This window comes from Ideonella sp. (assembly GCF_041914305.1).
Lineage (GTDB): Bacteria > Pseudomonadota > Gammaproteobacteria > Burkholderiales > Burkholderiaceae_C > Ideonella.
Map to the genome: position 1 here is coordinate 42,702 of NZ_JAYSDQ010000020.1, position 19,848 is coordinate 62,549.

Annotated in this window: 20 protein-coding genes; 4 read left to right on the plus strand and 16 right to left on the minus strand. The window is 68.7% G+C overall.

The window, feature by feature from the left end; all coding sequences use genetic code 11:
* Positions 1–405: 405 nt before the first annotated feature.
* The 3 genes from ACE3SG_RS23105 to ACE3SG_RS23115 are packed head-to-tail and all read right to left on the minus strand — an operon-like array spanning position 406 to position 2,920.
* Positions 406–1,530, minus strand: a complete 1,125-nt coding sequence (locus tag ACE3SG_RS23105) for a hypothetical protein (RefSeq protein WP_374568582.1) — start codon at positions 1,528–1,530, stop codon at positions 406–408.
* Complete coding sequence (locus tag ACE3SG_RS23110) at positions 1,527–1,784, minus strand: MoaD/ThiS family protein (protein ID WP_374568583.1); 258 nt, start codon at positions 1,782–1,784, stop codon at positions 1,527–1,529. Before ACE3SG_RS23110 ends, ACE3SG_RS23105 begins: the two co-directional genes overlap by 4 nt.
* Positions 1,781–2,920 carry a WD40/YVTN/BNR-like repeat-containing protein gene (locus ACE3SG_RS23115; protein ID WP_374568584.1) on the minus strand — a complete coding sequence of 380 codons (1,140 nt, stop codon included), beginning with the start codon at positions 2,918–2,920 and terminating at the stop codon, positions 1,781–1,783. Before ACE3SG_RS23115 ends, ACE3SG_RS23110 begins: the two co-directional genes overlap by 4 nt.
* A 260-nt stretch (positions 2,921–3,180) precedes the next feature.
* Here ACE3SG_RS23115 and ACE3SG_RS23120 point away from each other — a divergent pair, with 260 nt between their 5' ends.
* On the plus strand, positions 3,181–3,573 hold the full coding sequence (locus ACE3SG_RS23120; protein WP_374568585.1) for an SgcJ/EcaC family oxidoreductase: 393 nt from the start codon (positions 3,181–3,183) through the stop codon (positions 3,571–3,573).
* 35 nt (positions 3,574–3,608) lie between these two features.
* Here ACE3SG_RS23120 and ACE3SG_RS23125 read toward each other — a convergent pair whose 3' ends face one another.
* Positions 3,609–4,103, minus strand: coding sequence for a hypothetical protein (locus ACE3SG_RS23125; protein ID WP_374568586.1), 495 nt, complete (start codon positions 4,101–4,103; stop codon positions 3,609–3,611).
* 339 nt (positions 4,104–4,442) lie between these two features.
* Here ACE3SG_RS23125 and ACE3SG_RS23130 point away from each other — a divergent pair, with 339 nt between their 5' ends.
* Together ACE3SG_RS23130 and ACE3SG_RS23135 are read left to right on the plus strand one after the other, a co-directional pair.
* The gene (locus tag ACE3SG_RS23130) at positions 4,443–5,084 is read left to right on the plus strand and encodes an N-methyl-D-aspartate receptor NMDAR2C subunit (RefSeq protein ID WP_374568587.1); all 642 of its coding nucleotides are present in this window, start codon (positions 4,443–4,445) and stop codon (positions 5,082–5,084) included.
* A gap of 66 nt (positions 5,085–5,150) precedes the next feature.
* On the plus strand, positions 5,151–5,894 hold the full coding sequence (locus ACE3SG_RS23135; RefSeq protein WP_374568588.1) for an AAA family ATPase: 744 nt from the start codon (positions 5,151–5,153) through the stop codon (positions 5,892–5,894).
* Positions 5,895–5,900: 6 nt separating this feature from the next.
* On the opposite strand, the gene ACE3SG_RS23140 is transcribed toward ACE3SG_RS23135, so the two are convergent.
* From ACE3SG_RS23140 to ACE3SG_RS23150, 3 genes are all read right to left on the minus strand, one after another.
* A complete protein-coding gene (locus tag ACE3SG_RS23140) occupies positions 5,901–6,686 on the minus strand; it encodes a PP2C family serine/threonine-protein phosphatase (protein WP_374568589.1) in 786 nt (261 codons plus the stop codon).
* Positions 6,676–8,217 (minus strand): type VI secretion system-associated FHA domain protein TagH, encoded by a 1,542-nt coding sequence (gene tagH, locus ACE3SG_RS23145; RefSeq protein WP_374568590.1) that lies wholly within the window; start codon positions 8,215–8,217, stop codon positions 6,676–6,678. Before tagH ends, ACE3SG_RS23140 begins: the two co-directional genes overlap by 11 nt.
* 82 nt (positions 8,218–8,299) lie before the next feature.
* On the minus strand, positions 8,300–9,601 hold the full coding sequence (locus ACE3SG_RS23150) for a TIGR02270 family protein (protein ID WP_374568591.1): 1,302 nt from the start codon (positions 9,599–9,601) through the stop codon (positions 8,300–8,302).
* A 324-nt stretch (positions 9,602–9,925) separates the two neighbouring features.
* Here ACE3SG_RS23150 and ACE3SG_RS23155 point away from each other — a divergent pair, with 324 nt between their 5' ends.
* Positions 9,926–10,669: a LysM peptidoglycan-binding domain-containing protein gene (locus ACE3SG_RS23155; RefSeq protein WP_374568592.1), complete on the plus strand. Its 744-nt coding sequence runs from the start codon at positions 9,926–9,928 to the stop codon at positions 10,667–10,669.
* Positions 10,670–10,735: 66 nt separating this feature from the next.
* Here ACE3SG_RS23155 and ACE3SG_RS23160 read toward each other — a convergent pair whose 3' ends face one another.
* The 9 genes from ACE3SG_RS23160 to ACE3SG_RS23200 all read right to left on the minus strand — a co-directional run bounded on the left by ACE3SG_RS23160 (position 10,736) and on the right by ACE3SG_RS23200 (position 19,820).
* The gene (locus tag ACE3SG_RS23160) at positions 10,736–11,398 is read right to left on the minus strand and encodes a hypothetical protein (protein ID WP_374568593.1); all 663 of its coding nucleotides are present in this window, start codon (positions 11,396–11,398) and stop codon (positions 10,736–10,738) included.
* Positions 11,395–12,429 carry a polysaccharide deacetylase family protein gene (locus ACE3SG_RS23165; RefSeq protein WP_374568594.1) on the minus strand — a complete coding sequence of 345 codons (1,035 nt, stop codon included), beginning with the start codon at positions 12,427–12,429 and terminating at the stop codon, positions 11,395–11,397. The genes ACE3SG_RS23160 and ACE3SG_RS23165 overlap by 4 nt, the downstream gene beginning before the upstream one ends.
* Positions 12,430–12,496: 67 nt before the next feature.
* On the minus strand, positions 12,497–14,440 hold the full coding sequence (locus tag ACE3SG_RS23170; RefSeq protein ID WP_374568595.1) for a protein kinase: 1,944 nt from the start codon (positions 14,438–14,440) through the stop codon (positions 12,497–12,499).
* Positions 14,441–14,579: 139 nt separating this feature from the next.
* The gene (locus ACE3SG_RS23175) at positions 14,580–15,623 is read right to left on the minus strand and encodes a hypothetical protein (protein ID WP_374568596.1); all 1,044 of its coding nucleotides are present in this window, start codon (positions 15,621–15,623) and stop codon (positions 14,580–14,582) included.
* Between the two features lie 62 nt (positions 15,624–15,685).
* Positions 15,686–16,204 carry a hypothetical protein gene (locus ACE3SG_RS23180; RefSeq protein ID WP_374568597.1) on the minus strand — a complete coding sequence of 173 codons (519 nt, stop codon included), beginning with the start codon at positions 16,202–16,204 and terminating at the stop codon, positions 15,686–15,688.
* Positions 16,205–16,227: 23 nt separating this feature from the next.
* Entirely contained in the window at positions 16,228–17,085 is an 858-nt protein-coding gene (locus ACE3SG_RS23185; RefSeq protein ID WP_374568598.1) for a DUF4150 domain-containing protein, read from the minus strand.
* Positions 17,086–17,099: 14 nt separating this feature from the next.
* A complete protein-coding gene (locus ACE3SG_RS23190; protein WP_374568599.1) occupies positions 17,100–18,173 on the minus strand; it encodes a beta-ketoacyl synthase N-terminal-like domain-containing protein in 1,074 nt (357 codons plus the stop codon).
* Positions 18,160–19,209, minus strand: a complete 1,050-nt coding sequence (locus tag ACE3SG_RS23195) for a DUF2169 domain-containing protein (RefSeq protein WP_374568600.1) — start codon at positions 19,207–19,209, stop codon at positions 18,160–18,162. The genes ACE3SG_RS23190 and ACE3SG_RS23195 overlap by 14 nt, the downstream gene beginning before the upstream one ends.
* Before the next feature lie 23 nt (positions 19,210–19,232).
* Positions 19,233–19,820, minus strand: a complete 588-nt coding sequence (locus ACE3SG_RS23200) for a DUF6484 domain-containing protein (RefSeq protein ID WP_374568601.1) — start codon at positions 19,818–19,820, stop codon at positions 19,233–19,235.
* Between the last annotated feature and the right edge of the window lie 28 nt (positions 19,821–19,848).

Consider the following 19,848-nt stretch of genomic DNA (forward strand, 5'->3'; position numbering starts at 1 on the left):
GAGGCGTCGCCAACGGTACAGCTCTCTCGACGGACCGCACTCAGCCTGCCGGATTCACAAAGTCGATGTCGCTGCAGCACCGCAAGTTCGAGTCGTAAGGCAGCGGTCGCCGGCACCATGGATGGCCGCGCGAGAGTCCTACGCCTGCTGCACCTCCTACAGTCGCCACTCGGGACAGTGAGTCGTTGGGCCGAGCGGCTGCTTGGTTCCAGTCAGCGTGAGTACAGCTGCCCGCGATCCAGGTGGGCAGCCACTGCCGAGCGGCCGTTCAGCCGTCAGATGCCACTGATGGCAGCGGGTCGTTTTCAGCGGGTTCCTGGCACTCAGGCGCGCGCCACGAAAGCTGGCCTGACGGACTGAGCGAGCATCGAAGGCCTTGCCAGTCGCGTTACGTGCTTCACCCGCTCAGGTCAGCGGCGTCATCACGACGGGCTGGTAGGAGCCATGCAGGATCCCCCAGCCGACGATCACGCCGGCGTCGTTGATGTCATAGGCGACGTGGATCTCCCAGTCGGGATCGCTGGTCGTATTCATCAGCGTGTTGAGGTCGTAGACGCGCCCGTGGGTGTAGATGAATGCGCGGACGTCTCCGTTCACCGTCTTGGTGCCCACGACCTGGTCCAGATTGTTGATGCCCATAGTCGATGAATGCCGGCCGAGGTCGGTGATGGTGATTCCGTTGTCGAGGATCGCGTAGGTCGTATAAGGCGTGTCGGCCGACCAGCCGGCGATGTGTCCGTGGGCATTGACCGCTCGCGCATACGAGTTGGCCCATGGCCAGTTGAGGTCCTTCATCTGCCCGTTCCTGTAGACGAACGCGTCCACGGCCGTGTCGCCCGGCAGCGCGGACGCGGCTACGATGGCGCCTTTGTCGTTGATGTCCTGCGGGGTGCTGTAGGTTCCGCCAAGGGTGCCGATCAGCTTGACCTTGGCCCCCTTCCAGACATACGCGATGCGCCCTGCGGCACCGACGACGTGGCCGAAGTTGTTGATGCCCAGCGCCGTATCGGCCAGGACGGCGTCGTCTTGCACGCGGATTGGGTTCCCCTGGGCATCCCAGACCACGGCGTAGTTCCCGCCGGTGCGATAACAAGACCCCGCCACCTGCATCGCGGCGTTGATCGCATACCCATGCGCGTACGGCGAGCCCTCGTTCTTGCAGTTAAGTTGACGCAGCACGCCGTCTTGCCAAACGATCGCCTGGCTCACGCTGCCCAAGTACCCTGCAGCCACGCCGTTGACGTTGACCGAGTACAGAAAGCCATCGCGCCAATCCTGCTGCACGGGCGCCACGTGGTAGACCGGCAGCCGAGGCGATGCCTGCGCCATACCACAGCGCAGCGATGACAAGCGCCACGACATGCAAGGCGGGCTTGGCCCGTTGATGCCGACGAGCGGGGTGGCTGTCGTTGCTGCGAGTCGCAGCCCCGCGTTGAGATCCGGGCAATGTTGTCGACATGAGCAGACCCCTGAGTTGGCGCGAAAGACGAGGACCATCTTCGCAGCGAAGCGGCCATCGTAGGCACTCAACCCCCACTGAGCGCCAGCACGATCGCCACGTCGTCGTCTGGCTGCAGCGCATGGTTGAGGTCGCGCACGCCCTGGCCGTTGACGAAGATGCGCATGTTGGGCCGCAGTTGCTGCTGCTCGTCGACCACGCGAAAGCGCAGGCCGGGGTAGCGCTGGTCGAGGTCGGCAAAGAGCGCGAGCAGCGTCGTGCCGACGGCGTCGACCTGCGTCGCGCCGGTGTACGAGCGCAGTGCGCTGGGCACCAGCACCTTCACGCCAGCTCCGCGACTTCGACCGCGTAGATCTCTGGCAGGTGGCTGGCGATGTTGGCCCAGCGCGAGCCGCCGTCGTGCCCGATCCATAGCTCGCCGCTGGTGGTGCCCAGGTACAGCGCCGGCGCCGGCAGGGCATCGGCCGTCATCGCCTGGCGCTTGACGGTCCACCAGGCCTGCTGCTGCGGCAAGCCCTGGTCGAGCCGTTGCCACGATTCGCCCCCATCACGGGTGACGTAGGCCGCCGGGCGGCCGGCCGGGCTGGTGCGCGGCCAGACGTCGGTGCCGTCCATCGGGAACACCCAGGCGGTGTCGGGGTCGCGCGGGTGCACCACCATCGGGAAGCCGATGTCGCCCACCTCGGCGGGCATGTGGCGGCCGATGCGTTGCCAGGCGGTGCCCGGCCGGTCGAGCCGGTAGATGCCGCAGTGGTTCTGCTGGTACAGGCGGTCGGGGTTGGCGGGGCAGATGCGCACGCAATGGGGGTCGTGAAAGGTCACGTTTGCCGCGTCGAAGCCCTCCACCACCTGCATGCCTTCGATCAGCGTCGCCCAGCTGCGGCCCCCATCGCGCGACTCGTGCACGCCGCCGCCCGACATGCCGAACAGCAGGTGCTGCGGGTCGCGGGGGTCGACGATGATGGAGTGCAGCTTGGGGCCGTCGGGCGTGCCGTCTTGCACCGTGCCCATCCACTCGCGAAACTGCGGGTCGTCGTTGACGGCCGGCAGCGGAGCCCAGCTGTCCCCGCCGTCTTCAGACCGGAACAGGCCTTGCGGCGAGGTGCCGGCATACCAGGTGTCGCGCTCGCTGGCGTGGCCGGGGGTGAGCCAGAAGGTGTGGTCCACCGCGCGTGCCGGCAGGTTGTTCGACGGCTTGTCGAACGCGGGCGGGCGGCTCGCCTCTTTCCAGGTCTTGCCGAGGTCGGTGGATCGGAACACCGTGGGCCCCAGGTGGCCGGTCTTGGCCGCGGCCAGCAGCGTGCGCCCGTCGCGCGGGTCGAGCCGCATGTGGCTGATGGTGTGCCCCAGGAAGTGCGGGCCGTCGACCGCCCAGGCGTCGCGCTGCGGGCCGCCGTGAAACAGCCAGGCGCCCTTGCGCGTGGCCACGAGCAGCACCAGGCTGGTTGCGGATGAGGTCATGAAAGTTGCTCCGTGAAAGCTGCCACCGTGCAGCGCGGCGGGGCGGCGCGCGCCACCCCAACGCTACAACGAACGAGCCCGCTGCGAATCGACCGACATGGGGCATACCCTGCCCTTCGATACGGCAGGTCACAACCATCGCCGGCGCCACGAACCGTAGCACCGCCCCCGATGCAGAACGACGGCCCCAAGACGACAATCACGGCCGACCGGCGCCCTGCCGATCGTGTGGCCAACCTGATGGACGGTGGAGGTTGCAGATGGGACCCGACGAACAAGCCATCCGCGAGGTGCATGAGACCTGGATCGAGGCGGTCAACGCCGGCAACCTGGCCCGCCTGCTCAGCTTGATGGCAGACGATGTCGTGCTTCTTAACCCGGGCCGCGCGCCGTTCGGCCGCGACGGGTTTCCCGACGGCTTCTCGGCCGCCCACCAACGGTTTCAGCTCAACTGCATCAGCGAGCTGCAAGAGGTCACGGTGGTCGGTGACATCGCCTACACGCTGAGCCGCGATGCGTTGACCATCACGCCACACGCCGGCGGGCACACCACCCAGTTCGCCGGTGACCGGCTCACCGTCTACCGCCAGCAGCCCGACGGTCGTTGGCTGCTGGCGCGCGACGCCCACACGCTGACGCCGACGGCGGGCTGAATGGCGCGCCGCCTTCGGGGTGGGCGACGCCGGCTTCAGCTGATCCGCACGATGGACATCGGCGGTTGCACCGGGCCGCTCGGGCCGAGCTTGTTCAGCACGCCGACATAGATCTTCCATTCGTTGTCGGTCATCATGCCGTTGACCACGAACGAGCGCGGCTCGCCGCCGTCGGGCATCAGCATGACCGCCGCAAAGCCGATCGCCGGGTTGTTGGGCACGCTGTGGAACTGCCCCTGCTCGGCCACGCTCCAGCCGCGGGTGAGCTCGTAGCGGCCGTCGTAGCCCACCTTGCCCGCGTCGAACGTGAAGCGAATGGTGCCGACGTTGAACACGTCTTCGGGCCACAGGAACAGGCCTTCCAGGCCCGACAGCGTCTTGATGTCCGACGGGCCGTGCCAGCCGGCCCCCAGCATCAAGGTGGACTGGCTGAACTGGGCCTTCAGGCTGTCTTGCGCTTCGGCCGGCAATTGCGCGTTGCGCAACAGTGCCTCGACCGCCTTCGATTCGACTGACGTGCTGGTTGCCATGACATAACTCCCCAAGATGATTGACGAAATCGCGGGGCATATTAGGCGGCGGCAGGCAGGGGCGCAACCTTCGCGCGAAGACCGCGCGACCGTCCAGCCATTGCAGCCAATTGGCCGATGGGCGCCGACCGGTGGTCGACAACGCACCCCGCTTTGCCTGCGAGGCGGGTGCTGCCCCGCCCGCCTGACGCGACCCGCCCCGACTCGGTGCATCAACCACCATCACGGCCGCGACACCGTACAGTGGCCAACTCTTCGGCACCGAAGTTCGCCCCCGCCGGCGCGGTGCAGATCGCCAAGCGGGTGGCGCAAGCACCGCACTGACACGAGCCACCCACCATGTCGACCCTGAAGACCGAGCCCGCTGACTTGCTGCCGCTGTGGCAGCAGACCTGGGCGCTGCTGGGCGCCGAGCCCGCGGCGACCGAACTGGGCGCGGTGCTCGCGGCCTGGAGCGAGCCACAGCGCCACTACCACGACCTGCGCCACCTGCGCGAATGCCTGGGCCGGTGGTCGGCCTGGCAACACCTGGCCGAGCGCCCGGGCGAGGTGGCGCTGGCCCTTTGGTACCACGACGCGGTCTACCTGCCGCAGGCCGGCGACAACGAGCGCCAGAGTGCCGACTGGGCGGTGCGGGCCCTGGGCGAGGCGGGGCTCGGCGGCCGGGCTGCCGAGCGGGTGCACGCCTTGATCATGGCCACCTGCCACGACGCACCGGCGGCCACGCCCGACGAGCAGCTGCTGATCGACATCGACCTGGCCGTGCTCGGCGCGCCGCCCGCGCGCTTTGAAGTCTACGACGCCGACGTGCGGCAGGAATACGCCTGGGTGCCCGACGCGCTGTACCGGCGCAAGCGCGCCGAGGTGCTGCAGCGCTTCTTGCAGCGGCCCCGCATCTACGCCACCGAGGCCGCGTTCAACGAGCTGGAAGCGCAAGCCCGGCGCAACCTGGCCGCGGCACTGGCCGCGCTCGGTGGGTAGGCGCGCCCAACACGGTCAGGTCAAATGCGTGGCCGTTGAACCGCTTTCATCGACCGAGGTCGCGCCATGCCCCGACGCACGAAGCCCTATCTGCTGCATGCCACGTTTCGCCCCGACGCCGAGATCGACGAGGAGGCGTATCCGTTCAGCATCCCGGCCGTTCGTGAACTGGGCAACATCGACTTTCACCCGAACGTGACCTTCTTCGTCGGCGAGAACGGGTCGGGCAAGTCCACCGTGATGGAGGGCCTGGCGGTGGCACTGGGCTTCGGGCCCGAGGGCGGCACGAAGAACGTTCAGTTCAGGACCGCAGACTCGGTTTCGGCACTGCACGACAGCCTGCGGCTGGCCCGCGGCGTGCCCAGCCCGCGCGATGGCTATTTCCTCAGGGCAGAGAGCTTTTTCAACGTCGCCAGCTACATGGACACGACCGGCTACCTGGGCGGTTATGGCGGCCGCTCGCTGCACCATCAGTCCCACGGCGAATCTTTCATGGCGGTGCTGCTGAACAAGCTGCGCGGCAACGGCATCTACCTGCTGGACGAACCCGAGGCCGCCTTGTCACCCAACCGGCAGCTGGCCGCGCTGAGCGCCATTCACCAGTTGGTGGAAGACCACTCCCAGTTCATCATCGCCACGCACTCGCCCATCCTGCTGTCGTACCCGCACGCCAGGATCATCCAGTTCGACAGCACCGGCGTGAGCGAGATCGCCTTCGAAGACACCGAGCATTTCGCGGTGACGCGCGACTTTCTCAACCACTACCCGAAGCGCCTGCAGCAGCTGCTGCAAGACGATGCCGAGGCCTGACCCGGGCTACGAGCGGTCCCAGGGGTCGCCGACCCACAACGCGATCGCGCTGTAGTTGTCCTGGTTCGGCGTGTGCTGCGCGCGGATGCAGTCGCCCATCAGCTGCAGCCAGTGCTGCGGCGTGTCGGCGTTGTTCAGGGTCTCGATGATCTGCGGCTCGCTCAGGCTGTCCCACCAGCCGTCGCTGCACAGCAGGTAGGCATCGCCCTCTTCGACCGGCGCCGGGCTGGCCAGGGTGTGAGGCTCCAGCTGCTCATCGAGCCCCAGGGCCGCGACGAGCTGGTTCTTGTGCGGGTGCTTGCGCGCCTGGCTGGCGGTGAGCAGCCCGGCGTCGAGCAGGTCTTGCACCACGCTGTCGTCGCGGCTCACGAAATCGACGCTGCCGCGGCGAAGCCGGTACAGGCGCGAATCACCGACATGCGACCACAGCGCCTGCTGGCGCGCCGCATCCACCCACAGCACCACCACGGTGGTCAGCATACGTTCGCTCAGCGGCAGGTTGCCCTGCCCCGCCAAGACCTCGGCGTGGGCACCGTGCAGCGCCGCCGTCAGCACCTCGGGCGACCAGAACGGCAGCCCCTCGACCGAGCGCGCCTCGAGCGCCTGCACGGCGCGCGCCGACGCCACCGCGCCGTTGCGGTGGCCGCCGGCGCCGTCGGCCAGCACGGCATACCAGGCCGAGCCGACGTGGCCGCTGCGCACGTCGTCTTCATTGGCGCGGCGAGCACCTATCTCGCTGCAACTGGCCAGGCTGATGCGCGGCATCGCACGCGTGCGGGCTTCAAGCAACACTCTTTTCGCGCTCCAAGCGTTCCAGCTGCTGCTCGTAGGCCGACAGGAAAGCCTTGCCGAACAGGGTGTGGAAGTCGTCCTGCGCCTCGTCGCGGATCGCCTCGAAGTGCTGCAGGTACAGCTCCCACAGCTTGGCCTTGCGGTTGATCGGCAGCACGCTGTCGAGCACCGAGCGAGCCACCAGCTTGTTTTCGAGCTCGGTCGGCGAGAAGCGCCGCAGCACGCCTTCGAGGGCGGCGCGCGTGCCGGCCATCGAGCCGATGGCGTGGCCGATCAGGTCGTGCATCGCATCGTCCATCGCCGCCGGCCCGTCCAAGAAGCCGCGCACCGGCGGCTGCAGCAACTGCTCGAGCGCCGATTGCGCGTCGGGCGAGAACTTCAGCGGGTTGTTGTTGCGCGGCTGGATCACGGTGACCTCGGCGCGCAGCTCGTGCTTGGTGGCGGCGCGCACCGCCATCAACTGCAGGCTGCCGCCCACGGCCGTGCGCAGCACGCTGCCGATCACGCGCATCAGCTCGGGCGTCAGGCCTTGCGGCGGGTCGAGCCGGATGCCAGCGCCCTCGCAAAAGGCCTGCCACAGCGCGGCCGCGTCGGCCGTCATCGCCGCGGGCGCCACGGCGGCCGGGGCCGACCGGGGCGCCGCCGGCATCGGCTGGGGTGCGGCCATCGGCGCCGGTGTGGGCACTGGTGGGGGCGCAGGCATGGGCGCCGGCATCGGCATTGGCACGGTCGACAGCGAAGCGGGCACGGTCACCGGGTCGGCCTGCATCGGGCGGATCGGCGGCGGCCGGTAGGCGGCGTTCAGCTCGGGCGTGTGGTCGGCCCAGGCTGCCGGGGCAGCGCTGGCCGGGGGCGCACTTGCAGCCACCGGCGCCGCGCCCGCCATGAAGGCGGCCAGCGGGTCGCCAGTGCTGCCGCCGCGCAGGCCGAACAGGTCGTCGATCGACGACGATTCGCTGCTGGGCACCAGGTCGGCAAACGCGCCGGCCGCTGCGGGGGCCACCCGGGGTGGCGGGGCCGGCCGCGGCGCGGTGGCAAAGGGGTCGAAGTCGTCCGGCAGCCGCGGGCTGAGCGAGGGCGGCGTGCCTTCTGAGAGCGTGGAGTCGCCGAACAGATCAGCGAACGGGTTGGCGCCTGCGGGCGCCGGCGCCGGCCGGCGGGTGGGTGTTTGCGGGTCACGCCGCAGCAGCGTGGGGCCCTCGGTGAGGGTGCGTGCGTCGTCGCTCACCTCGAGCAGGTAGCCACCGATCAGCAGCCGCTCGCCGTGGCGCAACGGGGCAGACTCGCCTTGCGCCAGCGATCGCCCGCCCACGGTGATCGGGTTGGCGCTGCCGACATTGCGGATGACGAAGCCGCTGCCGGTGGCCGAGATCTGCGCATGCTGGCGCGAGATGTGGCGCTCCGGGTCGGGCAGCGCCATGGTGTTGTGGTCGGCCCGGCCGATCGTGCCGCCCTGGGCACCGAACTGCGCGGTGATGGGCTGGGTGAGGGGTTGCTCGTTCAGCGAGAGCACGCGTAATGTCAGGCTCATGGTCTCTCACCCCCTCGTTGCCGCCACGACGGGCCTTGCATGGATGGTCACGGGGAGCTGGTTCTCTATCAATACCTAAAAGTCACACCACCCCTGCGGCCAGCAGGCGCTGCTGGCGCCAGGCCGGCGCGGCGATGGGAAACAACAACGTGCCGGGTTGCAGCAAGCTGCGCTGCCATGCTGCCACGGCTCGCTGGCGCTGTGTCTCGTCACGCAACACTTGCTCGCAATGCCGCACGCCGGGCACCACGCCCATGAAACTGCGCGTGCCCGACGGCCACTGTGCCGAGCGCGTGACCCACCACTGCGCCACACGCTCTGCATTAGGCCAGGGCAAGTCGTCGTCCTGGTCGAGCGCCACGTCATCATCTTCGGGATTGTCTGAGGGGCCGGTTTGCAGGCCATGGGGTCGCGGGCGCTCCAGGCCCAGCGCGGCCAGGTCGGCCCCGGTGATCATGCTGAAGGCTTCGCCGGCCAGTCGCGCGAACCGGTCGATCGCCATCAGCTCGATCAGCCACGGCACCAGCCGCGTGTCGCCCAGCCAGCCGCAGGCGCGGATCACGATTCGCTGCGGCTCGCTGGTGCGCTGGGCCACGGTGCGCACCAGCTCGGCCGCGCGCTCCCAGCGCGAGGCCAGCACCAGCAGCAGCATGCTGTCGGCGTCTTCATGCGCCTCGCTCAGGGCCGCCGACTCCAGCCACCGCAGCGCCACAGTACGGTCGCCCAGCAGGCAGGCGGCGTGGGCGGCCTGGCGGGCCACCGCTGCGTCCTCGTCGCCGAGGCTTGCCAGCACCGGGCCCAGCAGATCGACCCGGCCCAGCGCCGCGGCGGTGCGCAGCGCCTCGGCCCGCAGCGGCGGGGCGGGGTCGGCAAGCGCGGTGGCCAGCACCGGGCCGGGGTCGACACGGTGCAGGCGGCAGGCCCCCAGCCCCAATGCGCGCCAGTGCGGCTGCGGCGAGGCCAGCAGGCGCCGCACCGTGCCCTGCAGCAGTGGCGCCGAGACCCAGCCGAAGGCCGACAACAGGCCACGCGCCGCGTCCGGCATGGCCGCACTCAAGGCCAGCAGTCGGTCGAGCGTCGGCTCGTCCTGCGCTTCGATCGCGCAGGCCGCGGCGGCAAAGACCTCGCCGGCGCCCGCGCGCGCCAAGCCTGCGGCCGCACACTCGGCGCCAAATGGGCCGGCGACCATCAACCCATCAAGGTGCGCCGCCAGCCGGTCATCGAGCCGGCGAAGTTGACGCAGCCCCACATGCGGCGCGCGCACCAGCACCGACCGCACATGCCGCAGCATGGCGCTCTCTTCGGCGTGCTGCTGCACGATGGCGGCAATGGGTGGGCGCTGCGGGGCGCCGGGTGCGCTGTGCAGGGGGGCGGCAGAAGACACAAGCCATGCTCGGCCGGCGCGCCGGGTGCCGCAATGTCCGAAAGTCACCTGCCAAGCGGCCCGGCTTGTCGCACACTCCGTCGCGCCCAGGCCAGACTTTGGAGCGCCATGCTTTTCACGCCGACGAAAACCAAGCACGCCTTGCTGCTCAGCACCGCGGCATGCTTGCTCGTGGCGTGCCAGACCCCGCCCCCGGCCCCCGCGGCCGATGCCGTGCCCGCCCCCGCGGCCCCGCCGGCGCCGCGCCCGGTGGAGCCACCACCGCCCCCGCCGCCACCCGGCCCGGCCTCGCCAGCTGCGCAAGCCCAGGCCCAGAAGACTGCGATGTCGGCCGTGAACCTGCTCGAGACCGGCCATGAAGACCAGGCCCGCGTCGAGCTGCAGAACGCGCTGGCGCTGGACCCTAACAACAAGCTGGCGCTGAACCTGACGCGCCAGCTCACCGTCGACCCGGTGGCCACGCTGGGGCGCGAGTCGTTTGCCTACACGGTGCGGCCGAGCGACACGCTGTCGCAGATCGCCGGCCGGTTCCTCGGCGACATCTACGCCTTCTACATCCTGGCGCGCTACAACGACATCAAGGTGCCGCGCCAGGTGGCGGGTGGCCAGGTCATCCGCATCCCCGGCAAGGCGCCGCCCCCCGGCACGCTGGAGCGCGACACCCGCCGCGCCGAGGCGGCCGCGCCGCCACCGGCGCCGGCCCCGGCCCCCACCGCGCCGCCGCCGCCCCCTGCCCCGCCGCCGGTGCCCGAGCCCACCGCCGGCATGCTGGCGCTACGCGCAGCCGAGGCCGCCGAGCGCGCCGGTGATCTGGAGCGCGCCGCGGCCGAGTACAAGCGCGCCGCCAGCCTGGACCAGCCCGCCTCCGCCGGCAAGGCCGAGGAGGTGCGCAAGCGCCTGGTCTCGCGCTACACCGTCAGTGCCCGCACGGCCTTCGTCAAGCAAGACCTGGCCGGCTCGATCCGCGCCTGGGACAAGGTGTTGGAGCTGGACCCCAACAACGACACCGCCAAGCTCGAGCGCCAGAAGGCCCTGATGCTGCAGAAGAAGGTCGAGGGCTTGAAGTAACGGCCTCGCGCGCGGCGCCCATTGCGCGTTGCGCGGCCACGCCAGCGCCCTTGAACGGCGGCCCGGTCAGGGCGGCGTGGCGCGCTTGAGCGGCTTCAACACCTCGGCCGCACGGCCGCTGCCAGTGCCACTGCCTGCCCCACTGGCGCTGCCCTTGCCTGCATCGGCGCTGCCTTGCGGTGCCGACGCGGCGGGCTTGGGCGCTGGCACCATCTCGGTCCCCACGCCACCCCGCTTGCCCAGTGTGACGCGCGAGAGCCGGCCCAGGTAGTAGCGCTTGTTGCGTTCACGCTCGATCGCGCGCAGGCCGTCGGCCGCCTGCGCCTGCTCGGGTTGAAGCTGCAGCGCGAGCAGGTACTGGGTCTGCGCGCCGTCGAGGTCGCCGCGCCGGCGCGCCAGCTCGGCCCGGCGCAGGTGCTCGCCGGCGTCGGCGTCGGCGCGTGCCCGCGCCTGCTCCAGCCGGTCTTGATAGGCCATCACTTCGGGCCGCAACAGCGTCAGCACCTCCCAGGCGTTGGCAGCCTCGGCGTGGCGGCCCTGCTGCACGAGCTGAAGCGCCCGCTCGAGCTGGGCACGCTCGAACGCCACCATCGGCGAATCGACACGGCTTTCGGCGGGCACCGCGGTGGCGTCTGCAGGCTCGCGCGGCGGCGTGCTGCTGCAGGCCGCCAACCACAGGCTCAACGCCATCCAGCCCAGCCGGCGGTCGAAGCTTGGGTTGGCCGTCATGGCTTGCCAAACTTCCTGGAGGTTTCCAGCTTCGCCTTGAAGGCCTCCAGGTCATGGTCGCCAAAGATCATCGTCCGGTGCAGCATCAGAGGCTGCGCGAAGAAGGCGTTGCCGCCGGGGTTGACGGTGACCGCCAGCGTGTAGTTCTGCTTGGCCAGCGAGGCCAGCACCGCCTCGTTCGCATCACCAAACGGCAACGCATAGTGCTTCACTGGCTCGGCCAGCCGGCGTTCGAGCAGCTCGCGCGGAACGCGGGTCTCGGTGTCCAGCGATTGGCGGTAGAGCTCGTCGGTTTCGTCGGCACCGCGCTCGATCAGGTTGCGGTGCGATTTCGAATGCGACTGGATGTCGACCAGGCCCGACGCGCTGAGCTCTTGCAGCTGCGCCCAGTTCAGCGCGTCGCCAGCGCCGATGAAGTCGGTGTAGACGAAGACCGTGGCCGGGTAGCCGTGCTTGCGCAACAGCGGGTAGGCCACCCGGTAGACCGACTCGTAGCCGTCGTCGATCGTGATGACGACCGAGCGCTTGGGCAAGCCCTGCTCGCCTTTGAGATAGGCCACTAGATCGGCCAGGCGGATCACGCGGTAGCCGTTGCGGCCCAGCCAGTCGAGCTGCGCGGCGAAGTTGGCCGCGGACACGGTCATCTTGCCGCCGCCTGCGCCGAAGCGGTGGTAGCACAGGATGGGCACGGTCTGGTATTCGCCGCCGCGCACACCCATCGGGTTCGGGCTCTTGAGCGGCACCACCAAGGGTTGGCCGGGCTCGACACGGTCGACCTGGTTGTACTCGGCGATCACCCAGTCGCGCTCTTCGCTGCCCAGCACGCGGGCCGCGATCGAGCGCAGGTCGTCGCCCGCGGCCGGCAGGTACACGGCGAACCGGTCGTTGCGCGCGATCACCTCGCCGGCCGCCGCCGCCTGGGCCTGCGGCGGCACGGGCGGTGGCGCAGGCGGCGCGAGCGAGGGGGTGGAACAACCCGCCAGCCAGGCCACCGCGAGGCCAACGGCTGCGCCCTTCAGCGCTCTCGTCAACACGCTATTCGCCGGGCCCGCCCACGGGCGGGGGCGACGGCACGAACCGCCTGCATTCATCGCGACCTCACACCGGGCTCTGGTCGCTGCGCGCAGCGGTCTGCGGTGCGGCCTCGTCGGCCTCGTCGGCCGGCGCCGCACGCGCGGCGGTTGCAGGCGTCGATGCCGAGCCCACACGCGCCGGTGTCTCGGGCCCCGTCAACTCGGCGGCCGCCGTGCCGCCGGACGCGTCCTGCAGGGCCTGGGCCATGCGGTCGAACGCGGCGTACAGCAGCCCGAACTCGTCCTTGCGCTGCTCGCGGATGCGGTAGTCGAAACGGCCCTTGGCGATCTCGTCCATCGAGTCGCTGAGCAGCTGGATCGGCTTGGCGAACCAGTTGGCGACGAAGTACATCGCCACCGCCACCGCCAGCACGGTCACCACCACCAGCACCCCCATCAGCACCATCGACAGCTGGGCCACACGCTCCAGCGGCCGCTCGGGCAGGCCGAGCGCGACGCGGCCCACCTGCTTGCCCTGGAACGTGATCGGCGACTCGAAGCCCAGCATCGGCTCGCCATGGGCGCGGTAGCGCGAGACGGCCACGCCACCGGCGGGCGCGCCCAGCGACTCGCCCGCCGGCGGCTGGTAGGCCTGGCCGACCCAGGCCGGGTCACTGGCCGAGCGCACGACACCCTGGCGGTCGATCACCGCCACGCTGTCGAAGTCCTTGGTCTTCATGATCTCTTGCAGCGCCACGTCGACCACGACCCAGTCTTCGGCCAGCGCCGGCACCGCGTTCTGCGCGGCAATGAAGCGCGCCAGGGTGGCGCCGTAGTCGCTCACCTGCCCCATCATCGCGGCGTACTGGCGCTGAGTGATGACCGACGCGGTCAGCCCCATCACCACCGCGACCACCAGCGCCATCGTCGCCGCCCACTTCACGCGCAAGGGCACGATGCGCGGCTTGTTCTCGCCGCGCGTGGCCTCGTCGATGCCGGCCAACACGCGCGTCAGCGCGTCGGCCAGCTCACGGCCGGTGGCAAAGCGGCGGTCGGGCGCCTTGGCCAGGCACCGGTCGACCACGCGGCGCAGCGCGGCGGGCAGCCCCGGCCGCAGCTTGTCCATCGGCGGCGGGTCTTCCTTCGCGATCTTCAGTGCCAGCGTCACCAGGCTGTCGCCCTGGAACGGCCGCTGCCCGGTCAGCAACTGGTACAGCACGATGCCGGCCGAGAACAGGTCCGACCGGCCATCGATCTTTTCGCCCTGCGTCTGCTCGGGCGACATGTACTGCGGCGTGCCGAGGATGTCGCCCACCCGCGTGCGGTGCTCGCCACCGGTGCCGGCCGGCACATCCATGTGCGCGATGCCGAAATCGGTGACCTTGATGGTCTGCGTGCCCTTCAACCGCATGATGTTGCCGGGCTTGATGTCGCGGTGAACGATGCCGCGCGCATGCGCATAGTCCAGCGCCCGGGCCAGCTGGATGCCGATGATCACCACCTCGCGCAGCGGCAGCAGCGGGCCGCTGACCATCAGGTCGCTCAGCGAATCGCCGGCCAGCAGCTCCATCGCCATGTACGGCCGGCCCTCGATCTCGCCCACGTCATGCACGGTGACTATGTTCGGGTGAGACAAGCCCCCCGCGGCCCGCGCCTCGCGCAAAAAGCGCGAGCGGTACTCGTCGTCTTCACACAGCGACGCATGCAGGAACTTGATCGCCACATCACGCCCGATCTGCGGATCGTGCGCCTTGAACACCGTGGCCATGCCCCCGCGCCCCAATCGCTCGCGAATCTCATAGCGGCCCACCTGGCGCACCGCGGGGTCGCTGGCGTTGGCGCCACCGGGCAGCGTTTCGCCGCCCTGCACCCGCGGGGTCTCGCGGCGGGTGGGCGGCTTCAGTGCAACGGCGGGCTTGACCGGGGCGATGCGGGTGGCGTCGTCATCGGCGTCAGGCGTCGAGGTCGGCGACGAGCCATCACCTGCGGCTGCAGGCGGCTGTCGAAAGGGGTCTTCGGGCTGCGACATCGGAACGCCTCAACGCGGCGAATGCCGCCGCCATGCGGCATGGTCCGACCGAAATCGCGTGCAGGCAATTTACGAAAGTCACCTCAGACAGATGACTCGACACGCAGCGACCAGCCGCCACGCCATCGGGGCGGCACCATCAACCCCGGCGATCACCCGTGCGGTGCTCGCTCGCCCCGCTCAACGCCCAGAAACCCGGCGCCATGATCGTCACCTTGAGCAATTTGTTCTCGATGTTCGAGAACTCGGCGCGCAACGTGTAGGCGTCCAGGTGCCACATCACGAAGCCGACACGGTCCATGTCGAGGCGCTCGTCAGGACGGCGCGCAATCTTGGCCGCAATGTCGGCCTGAGAGTCCTCGAAGTCGAGACCGAACGGCAGCGCGCCTGCCCACTGGCGTGCGTCGTACACGCGCGGGCCGTAAAACGTGACGCCCGCCAGCGCGTACGCATCCGGATAAAGCGGGTCGGCCGCCGGGACCTTGCGGCCGGCGGCGAAGGTGAACTCGATACCGTGGTGGATACGCAGATCAGCACAGTGATGAGCCCGCACCTCGGGCAGAACGCGCACATAGCCGAGCGGTTCGAGGCGTTCACGCAGGACATCAGAAGACCATCGCTGGCCAAAGAGCGCAGCCAGTGCATCCGGCGTGAAAGGCCGCGCCCGATCCGCCGCGCCCGGCAGCGGTGTGCGCGGCGAAGCCGGCACGAAGCACAGCACCGACTCGAGCAGGCCGTTGTCGCTGCGATAGGCGGCCACGACCGTGAACTTGGGCAGCCGCCAAGCGTCGCGGACATAGCTGCGCCGGGACGCCTCGTACGCCAACAGCTTCGCTCTGACTGCAGCGCGGTCATCATCGAATTCAAGGCCGAAAGGCAACGCATACGGGAACGGCTGTGTGCGCGGCGTGTCCCCGTAGAAGTACAGCTGCGTCAGCAGCAGCACGCCCAAGCGGCGCTGGTCAAGATCTTTGCCGAGAACATACCCCTCGTCCTCGAAGCCGAACTCGAGGCCGATCTCGTTGATGGTGATCCAGTCGACGTACGAATCCTCGTCGTCGGGATCGAGCTCGGGCTGCAAGCCACGTGCGAACTGCGCCAACCCAGCCTGCACAGCGCCATCGGCCACCGTTCGACCCAGCAGCGGCAGCAGAGCATCCCCCGTCGGAGGCTCGACGGGCACCGCATGCAGAGGAGCAGTCGCAGCAGGCACGCTTGAATACCCTTAAGAACCCTTTGACAGCATCAACCTTCGTAGGGCGGTGACACGCCGATGGTCGATGCCCGATGCGGTGCGTCCTTCCCGTAGTCGATGCTCAATTCCAGCGCACCGTATGACCAGATCTCCAGGCGCATCTCGTCGTCCGAATGGATCGACTCGCCCAGCTTGCGCTGAGCGTCCGCCTGAACATCGCTGAAGGAGAGCCCACCCGGCAGCGGCCCGGAAAAGCTTGTGAAACCCTCTTCTTCAGACGAAATAAACTGAACAGTGTCAAGCTTGAGTCGACTGGACTTGCTCCCCTCTGCCTTGAAGATCAGCGACAAACCTTGCGAGTGCAGGCTCACCCGTGCTTCGTTGTCGTCCTTGGGAATCCGGATCTGCTGAGTCACGCCCAGGCGGGCCAGCAGGGACTGCACCTCGGCCGATTCAAGAGGCTTGCCCACGCATGCAACGAGGTCTGCGCTATCCATTTTTGTTCGTCCTTTTTCGATCGATTGGGGAATGCCATTGTCTTCAGGTGGGGTGACGTGCGCGAGCTTCACAACAGCATCACCCGAGCTCACCCTCAGCAGCTGGCGATCATCTTCTTCAGCCAGCTATCGTATTGCTCGTTGGTGATCTGCTCGATCTTCTCAGCCGCCTTCTTGTAAGCCTCTGCACAGGCCTCGTCCAGCTCACCCGAATCCTGGATCTCCTTGAGGTTGCTCTTGGCCGCCTTCTGAAGGTCCTTGGCGTCAGACTCAGGCGTCGCGCGGCCCCCATAGGTCTCGCTGAACTGCTGGTGGACAGCCTTCGGGATGACGATCGCCAAAGCCCCCTTCACGATGGCCGCCTTCTGGCAATCCTTCAAGGCCTTCCCGCGGCGCAGTTGCACGGCGCGCTCGAGCAGTGAGCTCTTCGCTGGCACGTGATCCCGGTCGCTCTTTCCGCCGCCGGAAACCTTTTGCTGCTCGCCGTATTGGCCCAGCTCGCCGCACTTCATCTCGACCTCGTCGAGCTCGACTTCCACGATCTTGGGGATCACCCCCATCGCATCGATCGTGTTCTCGTCGTTCTGCATCTTCTTGTCGGTGAAGCGACACGCATTCGCGCCGTCGAGCTTCACGTCGAAGGAGTAAAGAATCCAGGTCGAAGCTCCCTTGGTCTTGCTGGACTTGACGCCGCCGCCCGCCGTGCCGGGCTCATCGCCGGTGCTGGTGGCGAACTTCGAGCCCTTGATGGCGGCCATGTTGCCGCCGTCCACCTTCACGGTGGTGGTGCCATCCGACAGGCTGCTCGAATCCGACATGTTCGGGTACGGCAGTGGCACCGGCCCGCCAGGTGACGGCGTCTTGCAAACGTCCGGGGCAGTGGCGATCGACATCCACTTGTCACCCTTGTGGACAAAACCGTTGAGCGTGCCGTTGACTTTGATGGTGGCCATGTGTCTTGCGGCCGTCAGATGCTGGCCGTGGCCGAGGTATCGATCACCACCGCAGCTCGCTCGCCCGCCACCGAGCTGGCCCATACGAGCGCACGCTCGCCTCGTGCATAACGCTTGGCGCCTGCGACGCAGGCCAGCGCCAACAACAGCGGGCCGGAGGCGGCACCCACATCACCCCAACAATCGGCCGGCGCCAGGAAGTCGGACGCCGACGCATAGCGCTCGCGCGTGCGGGTGATCAGAAAGGCATATTCGTCGGCGCGGTAGGGCTCGCCGTTCATGTCGCAGTAGACCTCGCCGAGCGTTTCGGAGACAGGCAGCTCTGCGAGCGCCGCACGAACGGCCTGCGTCAAACCTCTGCCCGTGCACACCTCGCCAGTACCGATCAGCCGCTCTTCCGCGCCGACGCCCACACTCAGCACGCGCCCGAACGACGCGCCCTCGCGGCTTGCAACGGCAGCCTCACCGGCACACATCACCACGACTGCGCCCGCCCCCTCGCCGGGCACGAAGCCCCATGCGTTGTTGCGCCGACCCGCACCATGGAGTTGGCCGGTCCGGTCGAGCCATTCGAGCATGTCGGGGTCGAGGTAGGAGTCGACGCCCGCCACCACCACCGCCGTCGTCGGCTCGTCCGACAGCCATGCCCTGGCGGTGGTCAGCGCTGCGAGCCCACCTGCGTGCCCGCCTGCAGTCACCACCACCTGGCGGAACCGGCCGGAGAACAGGGTGTCGATCGCCTGCCGCACGCGCTTCACCAAATCTGTCGGCAGGCCCGGTCGTGCACTCGGCAGATTGACAACGAGCCGCAGCGACGATGGGCTGCGCAGCCCCGCCACCATCGTCGTCGCCTCGTCAATCACCGACTGCAACGCCAGCGTCATGCGCTGCGCAACTGACCTGTCGTCTCCCACACCTGGCATGGCTGCCACGGTCAGCGGCCGGCCCACCTCGTCGACCATGAAGCCATGGTGCTGGAATCCGGCCACCCCTGCACGCACCGCTGCAGCCGTGGACCACACGTCCCGCCCGACAGCCGTGGTTGCGCCGAGCCCGACCACCTGCATCGCCGACTCAGAGGAGATCAAGAAGGCTCTCCACGGCTGCCGCAGGCTTCGCTTCGCCGACCAGCCCCCACCCAATGCGGGTGTGGTCCAGTTGGTAGGCCTTTGCGTGGCACTCCTGCGCCAAGTGCCACACGAGCGAAACGCGGCGTGAGTCTGGCTGCAAGAGCACGGTGTGCAGATGGGCCTCGCCGGGCCGGCGCTCGCCGTCGTGAAAGCGAGTCTCCAGTTCGAGTGCCATGCGTGGGAGCAAAAAGTCCAATCGCCCCGACGGGGTGAGGTTCAGAAGGGTCACCGGTTCACCGCCCTGCAAGAAGCCCGGCGCCTGCTGATCGGGCGGCGCGCACTGGAAGAAGCCAGGGTCCAGGTCTGATGGCAGCAGCGGCGCTTCCTGCTCCTGCCAGCGCTCGCCGTAGGTACCGGCCAGCACGGCGCGAGACTGCCAATGCGATGCGATCGGCCCGAAGCCTGCGGGCCGAGGCCTGTCTCGCCAGGAGTGAAGCAGCGCGTCGGGAAACTCGATGTTGGGAAGCGCCACCTCATCGGCCTCGCGCCCATCGGCCGCGTAGCCAGTGCCCACCGGATTCGGCCAGTAGTGATCGTCGGCGTCCTTGGTCGACCGGCGGCTGCGGCCGCCATAGGCACGCTCGAAGGTGAGCGGCATCTGCGAGAACGGCACCGGCTCCGACGGGCCTAGGACACCCCACGTGCGGTCACCAAAGACGCGCAAGACCTTTTGCACCGGCCCGACGCGCATCGCCACGTCCAACGAACCCACGGTGCGGCCATATGGGGCGCAGGCATGCCCCTCGAGCAGGATGTCGGTACAGCGCTTCTCGAGCACGAAGTCGGTATCGCGGCGCAGGCTGCTCGCGCCAGGCTCTCCTCTGAACTCCGGAACGTAAAGAGGCGGCGTCTGCTCTTTGGAAACGGTGAGCACCCCGTCTTCGCCGATATCGAAACTCGCGTGAACGACGACGAGCCACACCTCGGCGCCGAGGCGATCACGAATCCAGCATTGCCCCGCGGCAAAGGGCGTTCGGTTGTCGAGTTGCCACATGGCGCCGACGGGCTTACTCCGCTTCAGTTGATGTCGATGGCGGCGCCCTTGATCTTGTTGTAGCCGCTCGAACGACTCAAGACATAGGTACCGTCGACGACAACCTTGCCGGCGCGCGTGAGCGTGATGCTCGCGGCGCCGCAACGAAGGACCAGTTCACGTTGGGCCTCGATGACGAGGCGACCTTCACCATCGACTCGCCATTGAATCAAACGATTCGCGTCGCGGTCGGCGTGCGGCTCGCTCTCGATGACAACCCGATCCTGCCCGGACAAGGGGGCGGCATCGTCGCGCACCATGGGCGCCGGTTCGAGCACACCCACGATGATCGGCCTCGTCACGTCGCCACCGTCGAACACGACAAGAACCTCGCGCCCCACCTGCGAGCCGCGCAACAAGACGGTGCTGCGTGCCGCAACGATGCGACCAGCCGTCGCGGACAACCCTGCCACCAGGGGGCGCTCGTCTGGCCCGAAGCCATGCAGTCGACCCGTGGCCGGCGCGGTCAGACCCGCCAAGGCCGTGACGACGGGCGCACCAGCCCCCGCCGCCAAGGCCTCGACCAAGCTCGGGGCGCCGTGCGCCAGAAACGGATCGTCGCTGCGGTTCATGGCGTTGTTGTTGAAGGCACGAGTGGTT